The 25,531-nt window shown below is 33.1% G+C and carries 15 protein-coding genes; 13 read left to right on the top strand and 2 right to left on the bottom strand.

What is annotated here, in order from left to right; all coding sequences use genetic code 11:
* Nucleotides 1-57 precede the first annotated feature (57 nt).
* From SD960_RS03735 to SD960_RS03725, 3 genes are all read left to right on the top strand, one after another.
* A complete protein-coding gene (locus SD960_RS03735) occupies nucleotides 58-1,008 on the top strand; it encodes an ABC transporter ATP-binding protein (RefSeq protein ID WP_318801023.1) in 951 nt (316 codons plus the stop codon).
* 217 nt (nucleotides 1,009-1,225) lie between these two features.
* On the top strand, nucleotides 1,226-2,233 hold the full coding sequence (locus SD960_RS03730; RefSeq protein WP_059114242.1) for a 3-oxoacyl-ACP synthase III family protein: 1,008 nt from the start codon (nucleotides 1,226-1,228) through the stop codon (nucleotides 2,231-2,233).
* A 119-nt stretch (nucleotides 2,234-2,352) separates the two neighbouring features.
* On the top strand, nucleotides 2,353-3,024 hold the full coding sequence (locus SD960_RS03725) for a copper homeostasis protein CutC (protein WP_318801022.1): 672 nt from the start codon (nucleotides 2,353-2,355) through the stop codon (nucleotides 3,022-3,024).
* 89 nt (nucleotides 3,025-3,113) lie between these two features.
* Here SD960_RS03725 and SD960_RS03720 read toward each other — a convergent pair whose 3' ends face one another.
* A complete protein-coding gene (locus SD960_RS03720; RefSeq protein ID WP_318801021.1) occupies nucleotides 3,114-5,528 on the bottom strand; it encodes a TonB-dependent receptor domain-containing protein in 2,415 nt (804 codons plus the stop codon).
* A gap of 313 nt (nucleotides 5,529-5,841) precedes the next feature.
* On the opposite strand from SD960_RS03720, the gene argS reads away from it, so the two are divergent.
* The 7 genes from argS (at nucleotide 5,842) to SD960_RS03685 (ending at nucleotide 19,039) form a co-directional block, all read left to right on the top strand.
* Nucleotides 5,842-7,620, top strand: a complete 1,779-nt coding sequence (argS, locus tag SD960_RS03715; RefSeq protein WP_318801020.1) for an arginine--tRNA ligase — start codon at nucleotides 5,842-5,844, stop codon at nucleotides 7,618-7,620.
* Between the two features lie 434 nt (nucleotides 7,621-8,054).
* Nucleotides 8,055-11,243 carry a SusC/RagA family TonB-linked outer membrane protein gene (locus SD960_RS03710; RefSeq protein WP_318801019.1) on the top strand — a complete coding sequence of 1,063 codons (3,189 nt, stop codon included), beginning with the start codon at nucleotides 8,055-8,057 and terminating at the stop codon, nucleotides 11,241-11,243.
* Nucleotides 11,244-11,247: 4 nt separating this feature from the next.
* Complete coding sequence (locus SD960_RS03705; protein WP_318801018.1) at nucleotides 11,248-12,696, top strand: RagB/SusD family nutrient uptake outer membrane protein; 1,449 nt, start codon at nucleotides 11,248-11,250, stop codon at nucleotides 12,694-12,696.
* 556 nt (nucleotides 12,697-13,252) lie between these two features.
* Nucleotides 13,253-16,453, top strand: coding sequence for a SusC/RagA family TonB-linked outer membrane protein (locus SD960_RS03700; protein ID WP_318801017.1), 3,201 nt, complete (start codon nucleotides 13,253-13,255; stop codon nucleotides 16,451-16,453).
* 14 nt (nucleotides 16,454-16,467) lie between these two features.
* A complete protein-coding gene (locus SD960_RS03695) occupies nucleotides 16,468-17,895 on the top strand; it encodes a SusD/RagB family nutrient-binding outer membrane lipoprotein (protein WP_318801016.1) in 1,428 nt (475 codons plus the stop codon).
* A gap of 36 nt (nucleotides 17,896-17,931) precedes the next feature.
* A complete protein-coding gene (locus SD960_RS03690) occupies nucleotides 17,932-18,543 on the top strand; it encodes an immunoglobulin-like domain-containing protein (protein WP_318801015.1) in 612 nt (203 codons plus the stop codon).
* Nucleotides 18,544-18,553: 10 nt separating this feature from the next.
* Nucleotides 18,554-19,039, top strand: a complete 486-nt coding sequence (locus SD960_RS03685; protein ID WP_318801014.1) for a lipid-binding protein — start codon at nucleotides 18,554-18,556, stop codon at nucleotides 19,037-19,039.
* 99 nt (nucleotides 19,040-19,138) lie between these two features.
* Here the strand turns inward: SD960_RS03685 and SD960_RS03680 are convergent, their stop codons facing one another.
* Nucleotides 19,139-20,041: a DUF6607 family protein gene (locus SD960_RS03680; protein WP_318801013.1), complete on the bottom strand. Its 903-nt coding sequence runs from the start codon at nucleotides 20,039-20,041 to the stop codon at nucleotides 19,139-19,141.
* 106 nt (nucleotides 20,042-20,147) lie between these two features.
* Between SD960_RS03680 and SD960_RS03675 the strand changes: the two genes are divergently transcribed.
* From SD960_RS03675 to SD960_RS03665, 3 genes are all read left to right on the top strand, one after another.
* Nucleotides 20,148-22,307, top strand: coding sequence for a TonB-dependent receptor plug domain-containing protein (locus SD960_RS03675; protein WP_318801012.1), 2,160 nt, complete (start codon nucleotides 20,148-20,150; stop codon nucleotides 22,305-22,307).
* A 12-nt stretch (nucleotides 22,308-22,319) separates the two neighbouring features.
* Nucleotides 22,320-23,735, top strand: coding sequence for an HmuY family protein (locus SD960_RS03670; RefSeq protein ID WP_318801011.1), 1,416 nt, complete (start codon nucleotides 22,320-22,322; stop codon nucleotides 23,733-23,735).
* A gap of 260 nt (nucleotides 23,736-23,995) precedes the next feature.
* Nucleotides 23,996-25,477, top strand: a complete 1,482-nt coding sequence (locus SD960_RS03665; RefSeq protein WP_318801010.1) for an SGNH/GDSL hydrolase family protein — start codon at nucleotides 23,996-23,998, stop codon at nucleotides 25,475-25,477.
* The last annotated feature ends 54 nt before the right edge of the window (nucleotides 25,478-25,531 follow it).

The following is a 25,531-nucleotide window of genomic DNA, read 5'->3' as shown; positions in this document are numbered from 1 at the left end:
GCTTTTTTTTGACATTAGAAATTAAACATTGTAAATTTGCTCTCTCAATTATAACTCATGCTCGACATAAAAAATATTTCTTTTTCGTATACAGATAAATCGGTTATTAATAACGTTTCTTTTACCATAGAAAAAGGTCAGAATATTGCTATTATTGGCGAAAGCGGCTGTGGAAAAAGTACGTTGCTTAAACTTATGTATGGTTTATATGATCTTGATGAAGGTGCGATTTTCTATAATGAAAAACCTATTTTGGGTCCAAAATACAATTTAATTCCGGGAATGCCTTTTATGAAATATCTGGCGCAGGATTTTGATTTGTCTCCATTTGAAACCGTAGCCGAAAATGTTGGAAAGTTTCTTTCGAATGGTTTTGCAAATATGAAAAAACTTCGTGTTCAGGAGTTATTGGAAATGGTTGAAATGGATCAATTTTCTAATGTAAAAGCAAAGTTTTTAAGTGGAGGACAACAGCAAAGAGTAGCATTGGTTCGTGTTTTGGCTTTAGAGCCGGAAGTTATTCTGCTCGATGAACCATTTAGTCAAATAGATGCTTTTCGTAAAAATGCTTTACGAAGAAATTTATTTCGATATTTAAAACAAAAAGGGATTACTGTTATTATTGCGACCCACGATAGTACTGATGCTTTATCTTTTGCTGATGAAGCAATTGTAATGCGCAATGGCGAAGTAATAATAAAAGACAATCCAACGAAAATTTACGAAAATCCCGAAACCAAATACGTAGCCTCACTTTTTGGAGAAGTAAACGAAATTGCAACTCATTTGCTAGTTTCTTATGAAGATGAAACGCATAAAACGCTCGTTTATCCACACCAATTTAAAATGGTTTCTGAATCTAAGTTACCAGTAAAAATTCGTAGAACTTACTTTAGAGGAAATCATTATTTGATAGAATCGGTTTATAAAAGACAATTAGTATTTTTTGAAAGTGAAATTGATTTACCGCTTGAAGAGAATGTTTTTTTAGCCTTAAATTATTTATAGAAAGAAGCCATAAACATTAAAACGTGTTTGTGGCTTTTTCAATTTATTGCTGTTTTTTGTTTCAAAATCTGCTTTTCTTTCAATAAAAAAATAGTATGTACTTCATAATTAAACTTAATTAAATTGCTAATACCGAAAAAAATAGTAATTTGTACGCTTATGTTTTAAAGTATACTTAAATTTGCAATCCAAATTTTTAACAAATAATAAAAAGAATATGTATCATTCAAAAATAGCGGGCTTAGGATATTATGTTCCTTCAAATGTTGTCACCAATGATGATTTGTCTAAGATAATTGATACCAATGATGAATGGATTCAGGAAAGAACCGGAATTCAGGAACGAAGACATATTATTCGTGGAGAAGATACCACGACTTCAATGGGTGTTAAAGCAGCTAAAATTGCAATAGAACGTTCTGGCGTTGCCAAAGAAGATATTGATTTTGTAGTTTTTGCTACATTAAGCCCTGATTATTATTTTCCTGGACCCGGAGTTTTAGTACAACGTGATTTAGGATTAAGAACTGTAGGAGCATTAGATGTTAGAAACCAATGTTCGGGTTTTGTTTATGCAATTTCAGTTGCAGATCAATACATTAAAACCGGAATGTATAAAAATATTTTGGTAATTGGTTCAGAGGTTCATTCAACAGGACTAGATATGACAACCCGCGGACGCGGTGTTTCGGTAATTTTTGGAGATGGAGCAGGAGCAGCTGTTTTAAGCCGTGAAGAAGATTTAACAAAAGGGATTTTATCTACACACTTGCATTCAGAAGGACAGCATGCCGAAGAATTAGCGTTGCAGGCACCAGGAATGGGAGCACGCTGGGTAACCGATATTTTGGCTGATAATGATCCAAATGATGAAAGTTATTATCCTTATATGAACGGACAATTTGTATTTAAAAATGCTGTAGTTCGTTTTGCTGAGGTAATTAATGAAGGTTTAGAAGCAAATGGCTTACAGGTTTCAGATATTGATATGTTGATTCCGCATCAGGCAAATTTGAGAATTTCTCAGTTCATTCAGAACAAATTTAAATTGTCAGATGACCAGGTGCACAATAATATTCAAAAGTATGGAAATACGACTGCAGCCTCTATTCCGATTGCTTTAACAGAAGCTTGGGAACAAGGAAAAATCAAATCTGGAGATACCGTTGTTTTAGCCGCTTTTGGTAGTGGATTTACTTGGGCAAGTGCTATTATTAAATGGTAATTTGATTCGATTGAAATAATATTTAAAACCTGCTCTGAAATGGAGCAGGTTTTTTTTATAATTTAGTATTTTGTTATAGAGTTTTACAGAAATGACAAACTAATTAAGTGGATTATAAAATGAAAAAAAATCAACTAGAAATAGCGTGCTTTAATTATGAATCGGCGTTAATTGCTCAGGAAAACGGAGCAGATCGAATTGAGTTGTGCGAAAACATGCAGCTTGGCGGAACAACGCCAAATTCAATTTTGGTAGTAAAAGTGCGCGAAAATCTGAGTATTAAAATGCATGTGATTATAAGGCCTCGCGGTGGGAATTTCGTTTATTCTGATGAGGAACTTACAGAGATGAAGCAAGACATTAGGCAGTATAAAAAACTAGGTGTTGATGGTTTTGTTTTTGGAATTTTAAAAGAAGATGGAAGTGTCAACAAAATGCAAAATAAAGAATTAGTGCACTTAGCGCATCCACTTTCATGTACTTTTCACCGGGCTTTTGATGTAGTGAAAGATATTGAAAATTCGTTGGAAGATGTAATTGAGTGTGGTTTTAAAACAATTTTGACTTCAGGACAGGGAATAAATGTAGAGGAAGGAATTTTTACTTTGGCCAAAATTCAGCAATTAGCAAAAGACAGAATTGAAATTATGCCAGGAGGAGGTTTGCGATCTTCAAATATTGAATTACTGCAGGAACAACTAGAAACCACTTATTATCATTCATCTGCCATAACAGATCAAACCGAAACGGCAAATCCCGAAGAAATAAAAGAATTGCGTAACTTTTTGTAAAATGAATTAAATAAAAAAGGCCTGGAGTTGGCATACTCCAGGCCTTTTCTTCTACAAGAAAATTATTAAAAACTCTAATAAGTACGGGACTAAAACATTCCGCCGCCGCCTTTGCTAGTATTATCTTCTCTTTGTTTACGCTGCAAATTCTTGATTTTCGCACCTCCAAAGTTGTATGTTAATCCTAAATATACCGTTTGGCTCTCCCATGAAAACTGACCTGTTTGCGGATAAGGATACATAGTATCAAACGCATATTTCATTGTATTAAATACGTCATTGAAACGTAAACTGATGTTCATCTTGTTGTCTAACAATGTATAACGCGAACCTATGTCCATTTTGTACATTTCATGACTATTATTTTGCAATCCGTCAACAGCACCTCTGTAAAAACCGAAGAATAAAAAGCTTAAACGCTTGTTTGCTTTGAAGTTTGAGTTCATACGACCGTTAAAAGCAGATACAGTAATTTTTCTTTCAAGAGGATTACTTGTTTTGTCTGCCGGATTATATTGAAACACAACGCCTTGTTGATTAATACTTGAGAAATCAATAGATGGAGAAATGTCCCACCATTTAGTAATTTTATAATTAAAAGAAGCTTCAAATCCGTAAGCAGTATTATGATCATAGTTTGTAAAAGACATTATTTGCTTTTCTTTAGTAGGATCTGCCGGGTCTGGATATAAAATTCTGCTAATTTGATCATTAATACTTCTCACAAAAACACCTGCTGTAAAACTTCCTTTTTCTAATGTTTTAGTATAATTTATTTCCACAGAATTAGTAAACTGAGGTCTTAACTCAGGATTTCCTAATGAAGTTACCAATGGTGTAGAAAATTCGCGAATAGGTTTTGTCTGCTCTAAACTCGGGCGGTCTACACGACGGCTGTAACTTAACTGAAATGTGTTTTTCTCATTTAAATTATAAGTTAAGTACGCTGATGGATATAAAGTGATATAATCATCATCAAATGTAGAAAGGCCTTGATTTAAATTTGTGGCAACTTTATAACTTTCAAAACGAGCACCAAGCTGGTAACTGAATTTTTTGAACTTTTGACCAAATGTTACATAAGCAGAATAAATATCGGTATCGTAACTGTAATTTGAACTTGGCAATGCCGCAAATGGGTTTCCGGTATTATAAATATTATCTGTTCTTGTAATTCTGGCTTCGGCACCGGCTTCTAAGGTTGTTTTTTCATTTAGCGGATTTACATAATCAACGTTTACAGTGCTTAATTTTCTTGTACCGTTAATATAATCATCGTAAACAGTACTGTTAGATGTATTGTCTAGATTCGTAATTTGGGTATCAAAATTTGCATTTTGAATTTCTTTAGTATCACTAAAATTTCCTTCAATGTCTAAAGTATGTCCTTCTTTTTTAAAGATGTGTTTGTAAGCTAAATTATAAGTTCCTGTCGTTTCTGGTCCCCAATATCTTGATTTTTGAAAAATGTTGGCAACATCAGAATCCAATACATTATTGTAATCAATATTAGTATCCACAAATCCTTTTCCTGTAGATTTATTTTGATTGGTGTAAAAAGATAATGTGTTGTGATCATCAATTAAATAATCCATTCCAATTTTATACAAATAAGAATCATTGTCATTTTTAATGTCCAGGTTCTGAACAATATCCTGATCTAATCTTATGATATGGCCTTCGTTAAAATAAGTTCCAAAATTTTGTCCGGCATTTCCAAAGAAATTTACTTTTCCGGTTTTATAGTTCAAATCAAGAGATTGGTTGTATTTAGCTGTTTCTCCAAAAGTGATTCCGCCGCTATAAGTTCCGTTGAAACCGGTATTTGCATTTTTGTGCAAAACGATATTGATAATTCCAGACATTCCTTCCGGATTGTATTTGGCACTTGGATTTGTAATCAACTCAATTTTTTTGATCGAAGTCGACGGAATTTGTTTCAATAATTGTGCAGGATCGATATTAGATGGTCTTCCGTCAATTAATACACGAACATTATCATTTCCACGAAGTGAAAGTTTTCCGTCCTGATCCACATTTACCGATGGAATATTATTCATAATATCTGATGCAGAAGCTCCGGCTGTTGTCAGATCTTTTCCAACATTTACTACTTTTCTATCAATTTTTTGTTCGATTGTCGAACGTTCTGCAATAATGTTTACACCTTTAAGCTGCGTTGCTTCTTCTTCAAGAGAAACATTAACAGTTGCTGTTTTTTTATTTTCACTTAAAATAACAGAACCAATATATTTTCTAAATCCAATGTATTGAATTTCGATAGTATAACTTTTTAATTCCAGATTTTTAATTGTAAAATCTCCGTTATCATCTGTATTAACTCCCGAAACTACTTTTCCGTTATCTTTAATCGATACAGTAGCATAAGAAATTGGAGCACTATTCGCTTTTTCGATAATTTTTCCCGAGACTGTTCCTGAATTTTGGGCTTGTGCTGTTGATATTACACCCAGTAATACGAACAGAAAGAATTTTAATTTCATAGTTTGATAAATGATTATTTTGATTGATTGATGATGATTTTGTTTGTAATTTTTCTTTGAATAATTATTTTTTGATTTGTAAGTAAGACTCTTTCATTAACGATTTGTTACAAGAAAATATTAATTAAAAATTAAAATTTTCCTTGAGTCTCTATTTTATAAGCAATTAGCGTTTTAATTTTTTAATAATTTTAACAATTAAATCATTCCATTTTTTGAGAAATTCGAATCAGGATATGTTATTTTATATCTTTTTCGTTTTCTGTAATTGGTGAATAAGCAGTATCTTTGCTCACTTTAAAAATAAGTTTACATGTCATTATCACAAATTCTTACATCTTCTATACAAAAATCAATACAAGCACTATTTGATGTTACTGTTGATAAAATCGAATTTCAAACTACCAGAAAGGAGTTTGAAGGCGATATTACAATGGTAATTTTTCCTTTGTTGAAAGTGATTAAAAGCAATCCTGCAGAATTAGGAAATAAAATTGGAAATTATCTGGTTGAAAATGTGACCGAAGTGGCTCGCTATAACGTTGTGTCAGGCTTTTTAAACATTGTAATTGCTGATAGTTATTATTTGAATTTCTTTAATGAGATTAAAGACAATTCTAAATTTGGATATGTAATACCTAATCCTGATGATAAAGCAATTATGGTTGAATATTCTTCGCCAAATACCAATAAACCTTTGCATTTAGGTCACGTTCGTAATAATTTATTAGGATATTCTGTTGCTGAAATCATTAAGGCTTCGGGTAAAAAAGTCTATAAAACACAAATTATCAACGATCGGGGAATTCATATTTGCAAATCTATGCTTGCCTGGGAAAAATTTGGAAACGGAGAAACTCCTGAAAGTTCGAACTTAAAAGGTGATAAGTTAGTTGGTAAATATTATGTTGAATTTGATAAAGCATATAAAGCCGAAATCAATCAATTAGTAGAAGCGGGCAGAACTGAAGAAGAAGCAAAAAAGCAAGCTCCAATTATTGTTGAAGCGCAGGATATGCTTAAAAAATGGGAAGCTGGTGATGAAAAAGTAATAGATCTTTGGAAAATGATGAACCAATGGGTTTATGATGGTTTTGCTACCACATATACCAATCTTGGAGTCAATTTTGATAAATATTACTACGAAAGCAATACTTATTTATTAGGAAAAGATGTTGTGCAGGTTGGACTTGATAAAGGTGTTTTCGAAAAAGATCCTGATGGTTCAGTTTGGATTGATTTGACTGATGAAGGTTTAGATCGTAAAATTGTATTGCGTTCTGATGGAACTGCGGTTTACATGACGCAGGATATTGGAACTGCAATTCAGCGTGTAAAAGATATGCCAGATGTTGGCGGAATGGTTTACACTGTTGGTAATGAGCAAGATTATCACTTTAAAGTTTTGTTTCTGATTTTGAAAAAATTGGGCTTTGACTGGGCTTCAAGTTTATATCATTTATCATACGGAATGGTAGATTTACCATCAGGAAAAATGAAAAGCCGTGAAGGAACTGTTGTTGATGCTGATGATTTGATGCAGAACATGACAGATACAGCCAAACAAATTTCTGAAGATTTAGGAAAACTAGAGAGTTACTCTGCTGAGGAAAAAGCAAAACTATATAAAACAATTGGTCTTGGTGCTTTGAAATATTATATTTTAAAAGTAGATCCTAAAAAACGTATTTTATTTAATCCTGAAGAATCTGTTGATTTTGCCGGAAATACTGGTCCGTTTATACAATATACATATGCAAGAATTCAATCCATTATCCGTAAAGCTGATTTTGATTTTTCAGCTAAAACAGCAATAGAAGAACTTCACGAAAAAGAAAAAGAATTGGTAAAACAAATTGAACTTTTCCCGGAAATAATTCAAAATGCAGCACAAAATCATAGTCCGGCTTTAATTGCAAACTACACGTATGATTTGGTAAAAGAATATAACTCATTCTATCAATCCGTTCATATTTTAGGTGAAACAGATTTAACAAAAAAAATATTCAGAGTACAGCTTTCTCAAAAAGTTGCTGAGGTAATTAAATCAGCATTTACTTTATTAGGAATCGAAGTTCCGGAAAGAATGTAGAAATAAAATAATTTTATTTGAGCCGATAGTTTTTCAACTATCGGCTTTTTTTGTTTAATAATTTGAAGTATTATTTGTAAAATACTGTTAATTAGCTTATTAATTTTGTAGATTTATTTTTTTTGTAGTAAATTTATTATATGACTAAATGGTTCTATGATAGGGAACGTATTTTTTATTTTTATCTATTTTGAATTAGTAAGCTTTTAGTAAAAATAAAAGGTGAAACCGTCTGAAATAGGGATTTTAGACGGTTTTTTTTATTTTTTGAAACATTCAATATTCATAAATTCCTCCTGTAAAATTCTGTTAACACAAATTATTTTTCTTATTTAAATAAGTAAATTCATCGTTTTAATTTGTTAAACGCTGCTAAAATATTGTTAAAATTGTTATTTTTTAATAATTTGCATGAATAACCTTAAACAATATTAATGATGAAACAACAATTAAAAGGATTTATAGTATTTCTTTTAATGCTATCTCAATTAGCATTTTCACAAGAAAGAACTGTTTCGGGAACTGTTTCTGATAATGCAGGTATGCCAATTCCGGGTGTTACCGTATCAGTTAAGGGAACAAATAATGCAACACAAACTGATTTTGATGGTAAGTATTCTATCAAGGCTTCACCAGATCAAATTTTGTTATTCACCTACATAGGTATGAAAGCAAATGAAGAACCTGCATCATCTACTACGGTGAATGCAAAATTACTTGGAGACGCTCTGGAACTCGAAGGTGTGGTTGTAGTAGCTTTCGGAACTCAAAAAAAATCTGAGATTACCGGTGCCGTTACTAAAATTGACGCCGCAGCTTTAGAAAATACTCAGGCTTCAAATGCAATTCAATCTTTAACCGGTAAAGTTTCGGGTGTGCAAATTAGCGCAAACTCAGGACAACCCGGAGATCCGCCTCAGGTACGTTTTAGAGGTATCGGATCAATTTCTTCCTCAAATACGCCATTGTATGTGGTAGATGGTTTTCCGTACAACGGAGATATAAATGCTATTGCCACTCAGGATATTGAATCTATCAGTTTCTTGAAAGATGCCTCGTCAAACGCATTATACGGTAGCAGAGGAGCAAACGGAGTTATTATTGTGACAACAAAAAAAGGAAAAAAAGGGAAATTAAAAGTTACTTACGAAACAAAAATTGGAGTTAACTCAAGAGCTGTTCCGGAATATGATATGATTACAGATCCGGGTGATTATTATAAAACAGTTTATAACCGAATTAGAAATGGTTTAATTTACGAAGGTGAAACTGCCGGAGATGCATCGACTATTGCTGCAGAAACTTTAATTACCGGAGATACGTATTCTTTAGGATATAACAATTACAATGTTCCTAGTGACCAATTAATTAATCCTGCTACAGGACAACTTAATCCTAATGCCAGATTATTATATCACGATGATTGGGCCAAAGAATTATTTAGAGATGCAACAAGAACAGAACATTTTTTAAGTTTATCATCCAGCACAGATAATCTTAGTTCCTATTTATCTGTGGGATATCTTAAAGATGAAGGATATACAATTAATTCAAATTTTAAACGTGCAACCGTTAGAGCAAATGTTGATTACAATGTTACCAGTAAAATAAAAGTGGGAACAAATTTAAACTTTGCCAATACAGATCAAAACGCACCAATATCTCAGGTTGGATCTGCTACTTATAGTAACTTATTTAGCTGGGCTAGAAATATTGCACCAATTTATCCTGTTTGGGAAAGAAATGCCGGCGGAAATTTTGTAACTGATGATAATGGTCAACAAGTTTATGATTTTAATGATTCTGGAGATCGTCCGTATGGAGCAAATTTAAATCCTTATGCTACAACTTTACTTAATACAAATTTAAACGAAGAAAATAAATTTGGTGCGAGAGGATATGTTTCTATTGATTTTTTCAAAGATTTTAATTTCAGATATAATCTTGGTTATGATTTATTGTCAGGATATTACTTAAATATTACGACTGGAGAAGGAGGTGACGATGAAGGTGTGAATGGTCGAAATTCAACCGCAACATCAAATGATTACACGATTACAAACCAACAGCTTTTATCGTGGAAAAAAACATTTGGAAGTCATTCACTGGATATTCTTGTCGGACATGAATCATCGGATTATAAATCAAAAATGTTAGCGGGTCAAAAATCCGGTGCCGTTATACCAAACTTACCAATTTTAAGTAACGCAACAAAATATGTTTACGTAGATGGATATAACGACCTTTATAATGTTGAAGGTTATTTTTCAAGATTAAATTACAACTATAAAGAAAAATATTTTGTGAATGCCAGTTTCAGACGAGATGGATCATCTGTATTTGCACCAGAAAACAGATGGGGTAATTTCTATGGATTTGGAGCCGCATGGTCAATAATGAAAGAGTCTTTCTTTCCAAAATCGAAAGTGATTACAAACTTGAGAATAAAAGGAAGTTACGGAGAGCAAGGAAACGATAATATATTTTATCCTGCAAGTTCACAAATAAGCCATCGTTCTTATTTTGGAAGTGCAAGAAATTACTATGCTTACCAAACGCAATATGAGATAGTACCGGATGCTGAAGGAAATGCAAGTGTGCTAACAGTCTATCAAGGAAACAGAGATATTAAATGGGAAAAATCAGCCAATATGAATGTTGGTTTTGAAATTGAATTATTCAACAAGGTAAATATTGAAGCAGAATATTTTGAAAGAAAAGTAAGTGATTTAATTTATAACCGACCAAATCCAGCATCTACAGGAGTTGCATTTATTACTGAAAATGTGGGCGACATGAATAATAGAGGTGTAGAGGTAAATATAGGAATTGACGCCATTAAAACAGAGGACATCGATTTTAATATCTGGGTTAACGGAACGCATTATAAAAATGAAATTACTTCGCTGCCAAAACCTTTTACAAATGGAATTTTTCGTTTTGAAGAAGGAGCTCCTGCTTATGCATTTTATCTAAGAGAATTTGCAGGTGTAGATAAAACAAATGGAGATGCATTGTGGTACATGGATGAAAAAGATGCTTCTGGAAACGTGACTGGCAGAACTACAACAAATATTTACGGAAATTCAACGCAATATTTAAGTGATAAAGATGCGAATCCTGATGTGTATGGCGGATTTGGGACTGTTTTTCGATATAAAAATATAACATTCCAGGCAAGTTTTGCCTATCAATTTGGGGGTTATATGTTTGATGGTGTTTATCAAACTGCCATGTATTCAGGGTCGGACAATATTGGACAAAACTACCATAAAGATGTGCAAAAAGCCTGGTCTGTCGATAATCCAAATTCTGATATTCCAAGAAGTGATCATATTTCCACCTTACAAATGTCAACTTCAGATTACTTTTTAATTAAATCAGATTATTTAAGTATCCAGGATGTTTCCATATCCTATGATTTTAAAAATAGCAGACTAGAAGATATCGGAATTCAGTCTACGAAATTCAGCTTAATGGGGTCCAATTTAGCTTTATGGTCTGAAAGAAAAGGAATGGATCCAAGGTTGAATAACTTAGGTTCCAGAACTAACAACGGGCAATCTTTAAATGTCTACGGAGTCATGAAAACTATTTCATTTGGTTTAACAGTAAATTTTTAAGAACATGAGAAAATTAATTATACTTACACTTTCATTGTTAATATTCACAAGTTGCTCCGACGATTTTTTAGATACGGTACCGGAATCAACTATTAATGATGATCAGCTAGCTACTTCTGCGGCTTCATATGCTGCAATTATTAACGGAGTTTATTCTGCACTTAGATCGTATGGATTGTCTGTAGCAGGTAATCATGAAGATTATGGGCATAAATCAATACTGGCAGCCACAGACATGATGTCTAATGATATGCTAATGACCAAATCAAGCTGGTATGGATCTTTTTATAATTATTTAGGAAGACAACAAACAAACGGCAGATCAAAATTGGCATGGACCATTTACTATCCACAAATTAAAACTGTAAACGTAGTATTAAATGCTGTACCAGCTGAAATGGCAACAGATAATGACTTTAAAAAGGTTAGAGGGCAGGCATTGGCTTTAAGAGGCTATTTTTATTTTATGCTAGCACGTATTTATGGACCAACTTATTTAGGTAACGAAAATGAATTGTCTGTTCCTATTTACACAACAGTAACATTAGAAGGTGCACCAAGAGCAACTGTTAAAGAAGTTTACACTCTTATAGAAAGTGATTTATTAGAATCAGTTGAACTATTAGAAGGGATTCCGGGTACAGGAACCAATGCTGTCAATGAGAGTGTTGCAAAAGCTTTTTTAGCAGACATTTATCTTGAAATGGGGAATTATGAGGATGCTGCTACACTTGCGCATGAGGCCAGAGAAAATTATCCGTTACTGACAAAAAGTGTATGGTTAAATGGGTTTTATGACCTTACACTTAATGCAGATACTATGTGGGGAGCAACAATAACTTCAGCACAAAGTAGTTTTGTGGCCAGTTTCTTTTCTCATTTTGACAATACAAACGCTGATGGATATGCTGGAGGCTTAGAAATTTATAAAAATATAGACAAAAATCTATATAACAGCATATCAGATACTGATTATAGAAAAACTGCTTTTGTCGCACCAGGCGGGAGCACAGTATATCCTTCATTGCCGGAATATGCCAATATAAAATTTAGAGATCCAACGGTTGATGCCGGCGATTATATTTATTTAAGATCTGCTGCAATGTATTATATAGAAGCTGAAGCTCTTGCAAGATCTGGAAATGAGCCAGGTGCAAGACAAGTTTTGTATGATATTACCATAACAAGAGATCCATCATATGTTTTGTCTACAAATAGTGGAACGGCTTTGATAGATGAAATTATACTTCAAAAACGAATTGAGCTATGGGGAGAGGGTTATGCCTGGTTTGATATGAAACGATTAAAAGTACCATTGACAAGAGATTATCCGGGTTCAAACCACCCAGCTTTTGGGAAATTTAATATTCCTGCCGGAGATAACCGATTTATTTTTCAGGTTCCACAAGCAGAAATAGACGCCAATCCCTTAATTGAGCAAAGTCCATTATAACAGAAATAGAGAAGCCGATAGTTTTAAAACTATCGGCTTTATTTGTTATTCTTTAAACGTATTATCCCTGAAAATACTTTAATTCTAATATTACTTTTGCATTTATGTTTACAAAGAAATAAATGCAGATTGAGTCTGTTAAAAATACCTCCTTATATTTATTTTTAACTATTTTGAATTAGTACCCTATTTAGTGAAGATTATAAAAGGACCATCCGTTCAAATTAATTTTTGAACGGTTTTTTTTATGCCTTTTTTTAATGTTTCTAAGGTGGATTTCTAAAAATTGTTAATTGATTTTTGAGATAAAAAATCTTAAAAACTATCATTTTTAGTTTTAATAGAATTTTGTTGCTGAAAAAATATACCGAAAAATCAGCGTCTTTTTTTGCGGCCTAACTGTTTTGCTGAAAATAAGTTACTATAAAATTCTCCTGATATATTAAAGTAAAAGTAATCTTTTAGTTACTTTTTAAAATGTTAAATGATAATATTTTCTTGTTAAAATTATATTAATTTGATAAGTTGCGCTCAATTAAATCAAAATAATAAAATAATGAAACAAAAAATGAAGGTATTTGGGATGCTTTTTTTTGCTTTTGCTATGCAACTTACATTTGCACAAGAGAAAAAAATTACAGGAACCGTTTCAGACAATACAGGTATACCATTGCCAGGGGTAACTGTGTTAATTAAAGGAACTCAAACTGGTGCGCAAACTGATTTTGACGGAAAATATGCTATTAAAGCCGAATCAAATCAAATTTTAATATTTAGCTATATTGGAATGAAAACGCAGGAAATTGCAGCAGGTTCCTCAGTTATCAATGTAAAATTAGCAGATGCTGCTGCACAAGAACTTGAAAGTGTTGTTGTAACTGCTTTTGGTATTAAGAGAGAAAAAAAATCTTTGGGTTATGCTACGACAACTTTAAAATCAGAGCAGCTTACCGCTGTAGTCAATACAAATCCATTTGAAACGCTTTCAGGAAAAATTGCAGGAGTAGACATTACTGCACCTTCACAACCTGGAGCTTCTACAAAAGTTGTTATTCGTGGTTTAAATACAATAACAGGAAATTCAGGTCCTCTGTATATTGTTGACGGATCTCCTATTAATAATACAGCAACAGGAACGAGTAATGACGGAGTGGCTTCTTCTAAGAGATCTTATGATTCAGGAAATGGTGTTAGTGATATTGATCCTAATAATATAGAAAGCATGACGGTTCTTAAAGGAGCTGCTGCCTCTGCATTGTATGGTTCAAGAGCTGGGGGTGGGGTTATCATCATTACAACTAAAAAAGGAAAAACTAATTCAGGAATAAAAGTGGATATGCTTGCTTCAACAGAATTAAGCGAAGCAGCAAGAGTCTCTCACTTACAAAATCAATTTGGACAAGGCTGGAATGGTGTCGGATATTCAGGAACTAATACATACAGTAATGAAAATGGTTCTTGGGGACCTGCATTTAATGGTGAAGTGAGACCGTGGGGAACAGTCTTTAATAACAGCCAGCAAATTAAACCTTATGTTGGATTAAAAAATAATATTAGAGATTTTTACGATACAGGTTTATTATCTACACAATCCGTAAACCTTAGCGGTGGAGGAGATGCTTCAGATTTCTCTTTAGTATTTTCAAATGTAAACAGTGATGGAATTGTACCAACTGATGCGGATTTATATAGAAAACAATCTTTAGGTTTTAATGGTGGTTTGAAATCGAAAAAATTCACATTAAGAACCGCTTTTAATTATGTTTACAAAAATCAAAGTGCTGTAAACACAGGACAAGGTGATGATGCTGGTCAAGGGTCTACATTACAAGAGGATTTATTGCAAATCCCGAGAGATATTAGTGTAGTAGATTTAAGAGATTATAAAGGAAATATTTTTAATACTCCAGGTTATTATTTTACTCCTTATTCTTCAAATCCTTATTTCTCAATTAATGAGAACAGTACAAAAATATATGGAAATAATATTTTTGGAAACGTAAATTTAAGTTATAAAATAACAGATAAAATAACAGCTTCATGGCAAGTAGGCGGTAACTTAAGACAAGAAAGATTGAAAAGTTACGGAGCTATTGTAGATTATCTTCCGGGAACACCACAGGCTATTGCAAAAACCAATAAAATTGTAGGTGGAGTTACAGAAGGAAGATCTGAATATAGTGAATTTGATACATTCTTCAATGTTAATTACAATACCAGTTTAAATGATAATTGGAATTTTAATCTTTTAGGAGGTTTCAACTATAACAAAAGGGAATCTGATGAATTAACTAATTCAATAACAAATCTTGGAGTTCCAAACTATTATGAGCTTTCAAACACTCCATTTAGAGCAAAAATTAAACAAACTAATACCGTAAGAAAAACCGGTGCGGTTTATGCATCTGCAGAATTTGCTTTTAAAAACAGGTATTTTGCTACCCTTACAGGTAGAGAAGATATTACTTCTACTTTACCAATTGGTAACAATGCCTACTTTTACCCGGCTTTATCCCTTGGTGCCATTGTAATTGATAACGGAGAAACTTTCTTAAAATTAAGAAGTTCTATTTCTAAAATTGCAAATGATACTACTCCTTATTCAACTGAAAATTCATATGTTTCAGGAGATGCTGCTGCTAATTTTGGTAAAATTTTGTCTCCGCTTGGAGGAATTAGTTATTATGAAGCTTACGGACAACTAGGTAATCCGGAATTAAAACCAGAAAGTACAATTGAATATGAAGTTGGAGCAGAGGGATCATTTTTCAAAAATAGAATCAGTTATGATATTGCAGTATATCATAAAACAACTTCAGACTTGATCGTTAACTTGCCTTTAGATCCTTCAACGGGTTATTTAACGAAAGCCATTAATGCAGGAAATGTTGTAAATAAAGGTATTGAGCTTTCTATTACAGCAAGCCCGATCAAAAACTCAAATTTTTCATGGAATGTGACTTACACTTTTACTAAAAACCTTAACGAAGTTACTAAATTGGCTGATGGTTTTGACAGAATTGATTTAGCAACGGCTTATGGTATTACTTATTCAGCCGCTAAAGGAGAGCCAATAGGTACATTTTATTCGCAAGTTCCAAAAATGAATGCTGCAGGACAATATATTGTAAATGCTGATACGGGATTGTATGAAGTAAGTGGTGATCTTCAGAGAATTGGCAATTCGCAGCGTGATTTTGTAATGGGACTTCAAAATACTTTCAAATACAAAAACTTTAATCTAGGATTCTCATTAGACTGGAAACAAGGAGGTGAATTTTATTCATATACTAAAAGACTATCTCATTTTACAGGAAATGGTATTGAAACTACTTATAACGACAGAAATCCATTTATTGTTCCTAATTCTGTTAATGAACATGTAGATGCTGTAACAAAAGATGTTACTTATACGGAAAACACAACGGCAATCGCTTGGGATAAAGTATCTACCTTTTACAATACCTCAAATAATCCGGGCATTGAACCAACTCATGTAATTGATAAAACTTACATAAGATTAAGAGAAATTAATTTGAGTTACAACTTCCCTTCTGATTTTACCAAAAACATAGGATTAAACAAAATGTCACTTGGTATCTATGGTAGAAACTTATTTATGTGGACTCCGGGAGATAATCCATATACAGATCCTGAAGTAGGAACTTATGGAACTGGTGTACTTTCAGACTTTGGAGAATTTGGATCTAACCCTTCGCAAAGATCTTTAGGTGGAGTTTTAAAATTATCATTCTAAAATTATATAGAAAAATGAAAAAAATAGCAACATTAATTACAGTACTATTCTTATTAGTCTCATGTGATGAAACATTTGATATTAATAGAGATCCCGATACTTTGCCTTCCGGACAGGCAAATAGTACTATCCTTCCTGCTGGTATAGTTGGTCTTGCAGGTGCGCAAGGATCTTACTACGCTTTAATTGGCGGATTTTGGTCTCAATTTTGGACACAAAATAATACTTCCAATCAATATAAAAATGTTGATTCTTATACTATTGGAACAAACGATTATCAACCGGCATGGACTGCTATGTACGATGCTTTGAATGATATCAGAGTTGTAAAAACACAAGCATTAGCAGAAGAAAACTGGAATTATTACTTAATGGCAACGATTCTTGAAGTAGAAGGCTCTCAGGTAATGACCGATTTATATGATGCTATTCCGTACGCTGAAGCAAATAATATAAATATTTTGCAGCCTAAATTCAATACAGGTAAAGAAACTTACAATCTAATGATTGCTGATTTAAAATTAGCGCTATCAAAAGACCTAACTTCTTCTAAGGGAATAGCACCTGCAGGTGATGATTTACTTTTTAAAGGTGAAATGGCAAACTGGACAAAATTTGGTAATACTTTATTGTTAAAATTACACATGAGATTAACAGCAGTTGATCCCGCACTAGCCGAATTAGGAATAAAAGCTTTAATCAATTCAGGTGCCCAATTTTTAGATGTTGACGCCGCATTGACTCAGTTTGTTGATGCAGCTGATCAAAGTAACCCACTATATGAGTCTGACAGAAGAAAATTGAATAGTACTTTAAACCTGAAAGCTAGTAAAACATTGTACTCTTATCTACAAGTTAATGCTGATCCTCGTTTAAATAAATATTATGGAGCCGGAAGTCCAAATAGTCAAGGTGATTTTGAGAATAAAGCAACCAATCTTTCTCAAGTATTATTAAGTCCAATAACACCTGTATTTTTTATTAGTAAGGAAGAAAGCAATTTTTTACAAGCAGAAGCACTTACAAGATATTTCGATGGAGCGGGAGCTAAAGCTAAATATGATCTAGGCGTTCAGGCCTCAATAACAAGATTTGGTGGAAATGCCGATGCATTTGTTGCTGCCGGAGGTAAATACGAATTTCCCGCAACAGGAACTGCTGCACAAATTGAGGCTATTATTACTCAAAAATGGATTGCAAGTTTTCCTGGAAATGGATATGAATCTTTTTTGGAGCAAAACAGAACAGGATACCCAAAAATATCTACTGTTTCTCAGGTAAGTGAATCCTATATCCCCGGGCAATTTGCAGTATCTGTAGAAAATGTAACAGGAGGGAAGTTTCCAAAAAGGATTGTTTTGCCTAGTATCGTAAAATCAAGAAATCCAAATGCACCGGCTTTACAGGCGATAACGGCTCCGGTATGGTGGAATGTTAACTAAAAAAAGCAAAAAATGAAAAAAATATTTATACTAGGAATGATAGTTTCCGGACTATTATTTACTTCTTGTGAAACAGATTCTACGGATAATGTATCGCAAATAACGCATTACTCAAATATGTCCTTGAATGGAGATGCACTTGTGGTTCTTACACAAGGAGAAACATATACGGAAATAGGAGCTCAGGCTGAATCTGGTGGAGAAAAATTAGATGTTAAAATTGATGGAATGGTGAATACAAGTAAACCTTCTGTTTATAAAATTAAATACTCTTCAATAAATAGAGACGGTTTTCCATCTTATATTACACGTACAGTGATTGTTTTAAGTGAACAACCCAGTTCAATAGATTTATCCGGTACTTTTACCAGAAGCGGTAATAATAATATTGTCACAAAATTAGGAGATAGAATATATAAATGTGACAATGCTACGGGATATGTTGATGGCGATGATAAAATAACTTTGGAATTTTATAATATAGACGACAAACAAATTTATGCACCATATCAGGAAAAAACTTCTAAATCTGGTATTTCTGCCGAAAGCAACAACGGGATTATAACTGACCCGAACCATTGGCAATGGTCTATTATTGCTTCTTCAGCCTTTGGAACAGCAGATAGAAAATTTACACGATCAAATTAAAATTTTTAAAATGAAAAAAATAAAACAATTTATAACAGGCACAATTGCTACAGTACTTATACTTTCTTCATTTATTGGTTGTGACGAAGTTGGTGAAACTACTACGGGAGGAACATCAGCTAAAAATTTGGCAGGTGAATGGTTTATTGATGCATCTGACGCATCTGGAAAAGTTTCAGAACACGAACTATTTTCTACTTATAATACGGCCGCGAACAATAATACTTTGTGGTTAGACGATCAGAAATCTTTTAAAAAATTCAAGATCAAAGTTACTTTTGAGAAAGACGGTTCATTTTCGACTTCATCTGCTTCAAATGAATATAGTTCAGTAACAGTAACTATTACAAATGGTAAAGTTGAAAAAGAAGCTGCTATTTCCCAAGGAGGTCATAAAGTTGATAAAATTTCCTTTAAAGCAGAATTCAGTAATGAGCCAGGAATACTTTATTCTTATGAAGGAAACAGAAGAACTGGTTTTAGTGAGGATGAATAAGATGAGTTGAATTTTGAGATTTCAAAACCTTAAGTTTTATTAAAATAAAAAAGCCGGTAGTTCTAGAACTACTGGCTTTTTGCAACTAACACAAATATTTTATTTTACAAACTTGTTGATGATTGCATCAGTTTCTGCTTTTGTAGCACTTGGTTTCAAATCAAACAAAAGAGAATAAAGTGCTTTTCTGTCTACTTTAGCTTCAAGGTTTAGATCTTGGTGTCTGTCAAAAAGAGTTTGCCATTTGTCACGAACATTTTTCCAAAGGGCACTATTTTCCTTCCACCATTTTTGACCGGCAATACATTTAATGTCCGGAACTTTAGTATAAATATCCATTCCTTTTTCTTCTGCTAATAAAACATCTTTTCCGCTTTCATCTCTAATAAGTTTAGCATTGTCTTGTTCGTGATTCCAACCTGTAGCAGTGATTTCGTGAATGTTTCTTCTTTTTAATACATTGTAGTCATTACGTTTTGTTTGTTCTCTTCTTGGTAGAGGAGCATCAGCAACATTTGACCAGTAATTTTCTCCATCAACATGTACCCAAGTTGAAGATCCTTCATATCTTGGACTATCGTCTACCTGAAATACTTTTTGAGTCCATTGACCTTTAACGGCTTTCTTGTCTAATTTTTTATATTTCCAAGAGGTGCCTTTGTCAAATGCATATAAGTCTGTGTTTTCATAAATCCAGTCTTGTCTCCAGTGTTTGATAATCATGTCGTCACTTACAATCAATAAGTGTTGCATTACGATTTTGTTTGGAGTGTCTTCCAGCAGCTCAACCCATTCCAATGCAGATTCGTGTTTCGTTTCTGATGGTTTATAAGTTGCAGAATCTTTGGGATACTGAAAAGTTTCTGTAAAATTAAACTTCACTTCGTAACAACCACACATCGACTTTATCGATTTAATGTCTTGTTGCTTTTTATCCTGACTAAAGCCAAGACTGCATGCCAAAGCCATTACGGCTGAAAAATAAAGACTTTTTGAAATCATAACTTAAATTTATTTTGTTTTAATTTTTCGCAAATATATAAATTTTATTTAGAACAAATAAAAATAGTTTATATATTTGCGCCACTATTAAGACTGAATAAAAATAATGAAAATTAAAATCACCCTTTTTGCTGCGTTCCTTTTTTGTCAGATTTCTGTTGCTCAGGAAAAAGATACTATAGCTATAAATAAACTGTCTGAAGTTGTTGTTACAGGTCAGTTTGAGCCACAATCTATAAAAAAATCAGTTTTTAATGTTCGTGTTATATCTAAAGAAAATATAAAGCAGCTGGCAGCAAATAACTTAGCTGACGTCTTAAATCAGTATTTAAATATTAGTGTGACATCTAATGGAAATGATGGACGTTCAAAAGTTTCTATGTTTGGATTAGATGCGCAGTATTTTAAGATTTTGGTTGACAATATACCTTTAGTAAGTGATACAGGAATGGGGACCAATGTCGATTTAACCCAGGTAAATCTTGATGATGTTGAGCGAATCGAAATTATAGAAGGTTCAATGGGTGTAACTCATGGAGCAAATGCTGTATCTGGTATTTTAAACATTATTACTAAAAAAGGAGGTGGTAATAAATGGCAGATCAGCGCAACTGTCCAGGAAGAAACAGTAGGTAAGGAATTTGCATTTTTTGATAAAGGCCGTCATATTCAATCAGCTAAAATTGGTCATAATTTTAATGAAAATTGGTTTGTAAATATTGGAGGAAACCGCAATGTGATGGCTGGTTATTATGATAATATGCAAGGGAAGGATTATGATAAAAATGATGGATTTAGAGGATATACACAGCTTCCAAAAGAGCAATTGGTAGGAAATGCCATTTTGGGCTACCAAAAAGATGCTTTTAGAATTTTTTACAAATTTGATTATTATGGTGAAGATGTTCACTACTATAATCCGATTGTAAATATACAAGACAATTATCCATTTGCTGATACGTATTTTTCGAGAGACAAAAGATATATAACCAATCGTTATTACCACCATTTAAATGCCAGTGGAAATCTTTTTTCCAAGTTAAAGTATAATGTTTCGGTTTCTCAACAGAAACAAGAGCGTGATTTAGAGAATTTTGTTTATCATTTAGATACAAAACAAGAGATAGATAACGAAAGAGATACGTATCAATCAAAAGAGGTTTTTTATTCTACAGGGGCACTGAGTAATTTCTTTGATAATAAAAAGATAGACTTTCAGCTTGGTTACGAAATTACAAGCGAGAATGGTTTTTATGATTCTTCAGTAGGAGCTTTTAGAGATGATAATCAGCAGGGTGTAGATATTAGAAAAAGACTTGAGAATTATGATATTTATTCGGTTGCTGAAATTGGTGTAAATGATAAATTCTCAATTCGTCCGGGTCTCCGATTTTCATTTCAAAGCGCTTTTGATAATCAATATGCAAGTTCTTTAGGTCTAAGATATCTTTTTGATAAAGGATTAGAAGCAAGAGCTTCTTTAGGTAAATCTTATCGTACTCCAAACTTTGATGAGTTGTATACTTATTTTGTAGACTCAAACCATAACATGCAAGGAAATGCAGATTTGATTCCTGAAACAAGTACTTCTTATGAGTTTAGCTTGAAAAGAGCTTGTACTTTTGATTCTGGCGCTCAAATCTCGAACAACTTAGCTGTTACGTATCTGGATGTTGACGATAGAATTGATCTTGTTACAATACAGGTAGCTCCTTTGCATTATAAATACGTTAATATCAACAGATATAAAATGTGGAACATTTCAACAGTAGAGCAATATACTTACAAAAATTGGAATATAATGTTAGGTGCAGCTGTAGTTGGAATTTCCAGAAGACTTGATTTGGCAGCTGAAAATTTAGTATCTGATGATAAATTTTTCTACTCTTTCAGATTAAATTCAAGTATCTCTTATAATATTACAAAATGGAATACTTTATTGGCTGTTTTTTATAAATACAATGGACAGCAGCAACAATACGTCGCAGGGTCTGACATTGATGGAAAACCTGGTTTCTTTTTAAACGAACTTAAGCCATTTAGTTGGATGGATGCTTCTATTCGAAAAACATTCTTTAAAAATCAATTCGAAGTTACCATTGGAGCGAGAAACCTTTTCGATGTTACCAATCTGCAATCTGTGCAAAATGGAGGCGGCGGTGATGCTAGTGGTGGCGCACACGGAGGAGGAGGAACAGCCTCTGAGATGCTAGGTTACGGCCGATCTTACTTCTTAAAACTTTCATATAATCTAAATTTTAATTAATAAATCAATACCATGAAAAAGAATTTTATTTTAATACTATCTTTTGTAATAGTTGCTATTGGAGCTTGTAGCAGTGATGATGAAGTGGCTGAGGCTAATGCGGTAGCTTTTGCTTCTACGTCCTTAAATTTATCAGCAGAATCAACTCCGATCGAGATTAAATTCGCGTCTCCAACTGCATCAGCGGGATCTTTAACTTTGACTGTTACTGAAACTGCAGTAGCAACTGGTACAGATTTTAGTACTACTCCCGCAGTAACAGCTAATACTGTTGTTGTACCTTTTGAAAAAAATGTATCTACTGTATCTTTTACATTCAAGAAATTAAAAGAAGCTATAGAAGGTGAAGTGAAAAATGTTGTTTTCACTATTAGCAGTGCAACTATTAATACTGTAATTTCTGAAAACAAATCAATTCAGGTAAACTTTAACGAAACTGCTTCTTTAGGAAATGCATTAGCTCCGGAAGTTGGAGGACCAACAGAGCCAAATCAGGTTTTCGTTGATTTAAGCAGTGGAAAAATGACTGCTGTTCCTAGAGTTTCATGGGATTTAGGATTCTACTCTGGGACAGATTTTAGAGTAATAATCAACCACACTGTGAGAATGACTGCTAAGGAAACGACCAGTGTAAATATTGATGAAGTTCAAGCAGAAGATGAGACTATGCTTGTTAATGGTAGTGGAAGCACTACTCAAATTGATGACCCTGCAGGAGATATTACTAAAACAGCTATTGCGGTAATTTCAGCAACAGATGCTGATAACAAAGTATATGTTATCAATATGGGAAGTAATCCTGGGACAGTTGATCCTAAAGTTGGATCTGAAGGTACAGGTACAGGACCTTCTAGAGGATGGAAAAAAGTTAGAATTTTAAGAAGTGGTAATGATTATAAGGTTCAGTATGCAGATCTTGCAGCTACAACTCATGAAGAAATCATTGTTTCAAAAAATGTAGCATATAACTTTACATTCTTAAGTTTATTAGATAAGAAAACAGTTAGTGTAGAACCTCAAAAAACACAATGGGATATTAGTTTCACAAGTTTCACTAATACAACGCCTACACCTACAGGAGGTTTGGCTCCTTATAATTTCGCTGATTTTGTTTTGAATAACCTTAAAGGTGGTGCGAAAGCATATCAGGTTCTTACGACCGCTTTTACATATGATGCTTTCACATTAGCAAATGTTGACAACGCTAAATTTACAGACGATCAAAGAAATATTGGTTCAAACTGGAGAGGAACTGTGTCAGGAACAGATGCAAATGGTAATCCAACTTCTGGATTTGCTGCAAGATCAGATCGTTTCTTTGTTGTTAAAGATCCAGCAGGAAATGTTTATAAAGTTAGATTTACAGCTGGTGTAAATGCTGCTGGAGAAAGAGGTTATCCTACATTCCAATACGCTATCTTGAAATAATTCATAATGAAAAATCTAAAAGAGAGAAAGATTCTTTCATTTCCTATATGATTATACATTCAAAAATCTAGTTAATCATTAGCTTTGTTTTTTTTATTTTTTTTTGAGAGAGGTCAGATTTATCTGACCTCTTTTTTTATTGTTAAAAAGAACTATAAATTAAGGTTTAATTCTATCTTTGCAGGTATTTTTTATAAGGAATTAACAAGAATTGAGATGAAGTTTTTGTGAGTCTATTCTTCAAAATTTATAATTACTAAGTGAACACAAAATCATATTTTTTTCAGTCTTTTGCCATCGTTGCATTAGCATTTATCGCTTTTATAGGATTTAAACAAGTTTTGCCGAATAAGATATTTCCGGATAGCAAGGTCGATTCTAAAAGTGTACTTATAGACAGCCTGCTTCTGGAGTCGGTTGCAAATGATTCGTTGTCTGAAGAAGGCGATAGTATTGCCGAAATAGAGAAAAAGGAAGCTCAGGAAAAAATTGTTTTTGATGCAACAGAAGGAATTGAATTTCCAACAGAAACTTTTGAAAACTATAAAGGATACCAATACCTGATTTCTTTTTACGAGAAATTATATCAGTTAGAAAAAAATCCACAAGGCAAAGTAAGGATTGCTTATTACGGTGATTCTATGACCGATGGTGATTTAATTGTTCAGGATGTTCGAAATAATTATCAGGAACGTTTTGGAGGAAACGGAGTTGGTTTTGTTTCTATATCTTCAGAATCTGCTGCGTCCAGAGGTTCGGTAAAATCGTCTTATTCTAAAAACTGGAAAGCACAATCGTATCTAAATGTAAAACATCCAATAAATCCTTTTGGTGTAAACGGTCATGTTTTCTTTGCAAATGATAAAACAAATCCAACCTGGGTACAATACGAAGCCGGGCTTAACAAACACGTATCTGTGTTAGATAATCCAACTTTGTTTTACGGAAAATCACATCGAAAAGGAAATGTCAATTTTATTATAGGAAAAGATACATTGCGAAAAAATCTAGTTCCGAATAACTTAGTTAATAGCTTAAAAGTAGCTTCAGGAAGTATAAAAGCCTTTAAGGCCAATTTCGTTCAGGCAGATTCAATCCCTATTTATGGTTTTAATTTTGATAACGGAAGCGGAGTTCATGTAGATAACTTCTCGCAAAGAGGAAATTCCGGGTTGCCAATTTCTATGTTTAATGCCGATGTGATGCAGGCTTTTAATAACTATTTAAAGTATGATTTGGTTGTACTGCATTACGGAACAAATGTGTTAAATTACGGAACCAAAAATTATTCCTGGTACGAAAAAGGAATGAAAAAAACCGTAAATAAAATCAAGGAATCTTTTCCGGGAGTTTCTATATTAATTGTTTCAACCGCTGATAAATCAACCAAATATGATTTGGAAATGAAAACAGATTCTGCCGTTGTGCCCTTAATGAAAGCACAAAAAAGATATGCACTTGAAACTGAGTCGGGATTTGTAAATTTATACACTTTAATGGGCGGAGACGGATCGATGGTGAAATGGGTTGATGAAACTCCGGCGAAAGCCAATAAAGATTACACACATTTTAATCAACGCGGTGCAAAAGCAATTGGTAATTTATTGTATGATCAGTTAAACAAAGGATACGAACAATATAAAGCGCTGCGCGAAAAACGCGATGTTGCCGCTAAACCCAAAACAGTCAGAAGAGCTAAAGCAGATTCTGTATCTGTTAAAAAAGATAGTGTAAATGAATAAACTTATTATCCTCTTTTGTTGTCTTTTTTTCTCGATAAATAATCAGGCGCAAAA

Origin of the sequence: Flavobacterium sp. MMLR14_040 (assembly GCF_033657265.1) — a bacterium.
GTDB lineage: Bacteria > Bacteroidota > Bacteroidia > Flavobacteriales > Flavobacteriaceae > Flavobacterium.
This window is presented reverse-complemented; position numbering and strand designations above follow the sequence as displayed.

Coding starts and splice junctions, on each gene's coding strand:
- SD960_RS03735 (WP_318801023.1), top strand. CDS start 58: ATGCTCGACATAAAAAATATTTCTTTTTCGTATACAGATAAATCGGTT.
- SD960_RS03730 (WP_059114242.1), top strand. CDS start 1,226: ATGTATCATTCAAAAATAGCGGGCTTAGGATATTATGTTCCTTCAAAT.
- SD960_RS03725 (WP_318801022.1), top strand. CDS start 2,353: ATGAAAAAAAATCAACTAGAAATAGCGTGCTTTAATTATGAATCGGCG.
- SD960_RS03720 (WP_318801021.1), bottom strand. CDS start 5,528: ATGAAATTAAAATTCTTTCTGTTCGTATTACTGGGTGTAATATCAACA.
- argS (WP_318801020.1), top strand. CDS start 5,842: ATGTCATTATCACAAATTCTTACATCTTCTATACAAAAATCAATACAA.
- SD960_RS03710 (WP_318801019.1), top strand. CDS start 8,055: ATGATGAAACAACAATTAAAAGGATTTATAGTATTTCTTTTAATGCTA.
- SD960_RS03705 (WP_318801018.1), top strand. CDS start 11,248: ATGAGAAAATTAATTATACTTACACTTTCATTGTTAATATTCACAAGT.
- SD960_RS03700 (WP_318801017.1), top strand. CDS start 13,253: ATGAAACAAAAAATGAAGGTATTTGGGATGCTTTTTTTTGCTTTTGCT.
- SD960_RS03695 (WP_318801016.1), top strand. CDS start 16,468: ATGAAAAAAATAGCAACATTAATTACAGTACTATTCTTATTAGTCTCA.
- SD960_RS03690 (WP_318801015.1), top strand. CDS start 17,932: ATGATAGTTTCCGGACTATTATTTACTTCTTGTGAAACAGATTCTACG.
- SD960_RS03685 (WP_318801014.1), top strand. CDS start 18,554: ATGAAAAAAATAAAACAATTTATAACAGGCACAATTGCTACAGTACTT.
- SD960_RS03680 (WP_318801013.1), bottom strand. CDS start 20,041: ATGATTTCAAAAAGTCTTTATTTTTCAGCCGTAATGGCTTTGGCATGC.
- SD960_RS03675 (WP_318801012.1), top strand. CDS start 20,148: ATGAAAATTAAAATCACCCTTTTTGCTGCGTTCCTTTTTTGTCAGATT.
- SD960_RS03670 (WP_318801011.1), top strand. CDS start 22,320: ATGAAAAAGAATTTTATTTTAATACTATCTTTTGTAATAGTTGCTATT.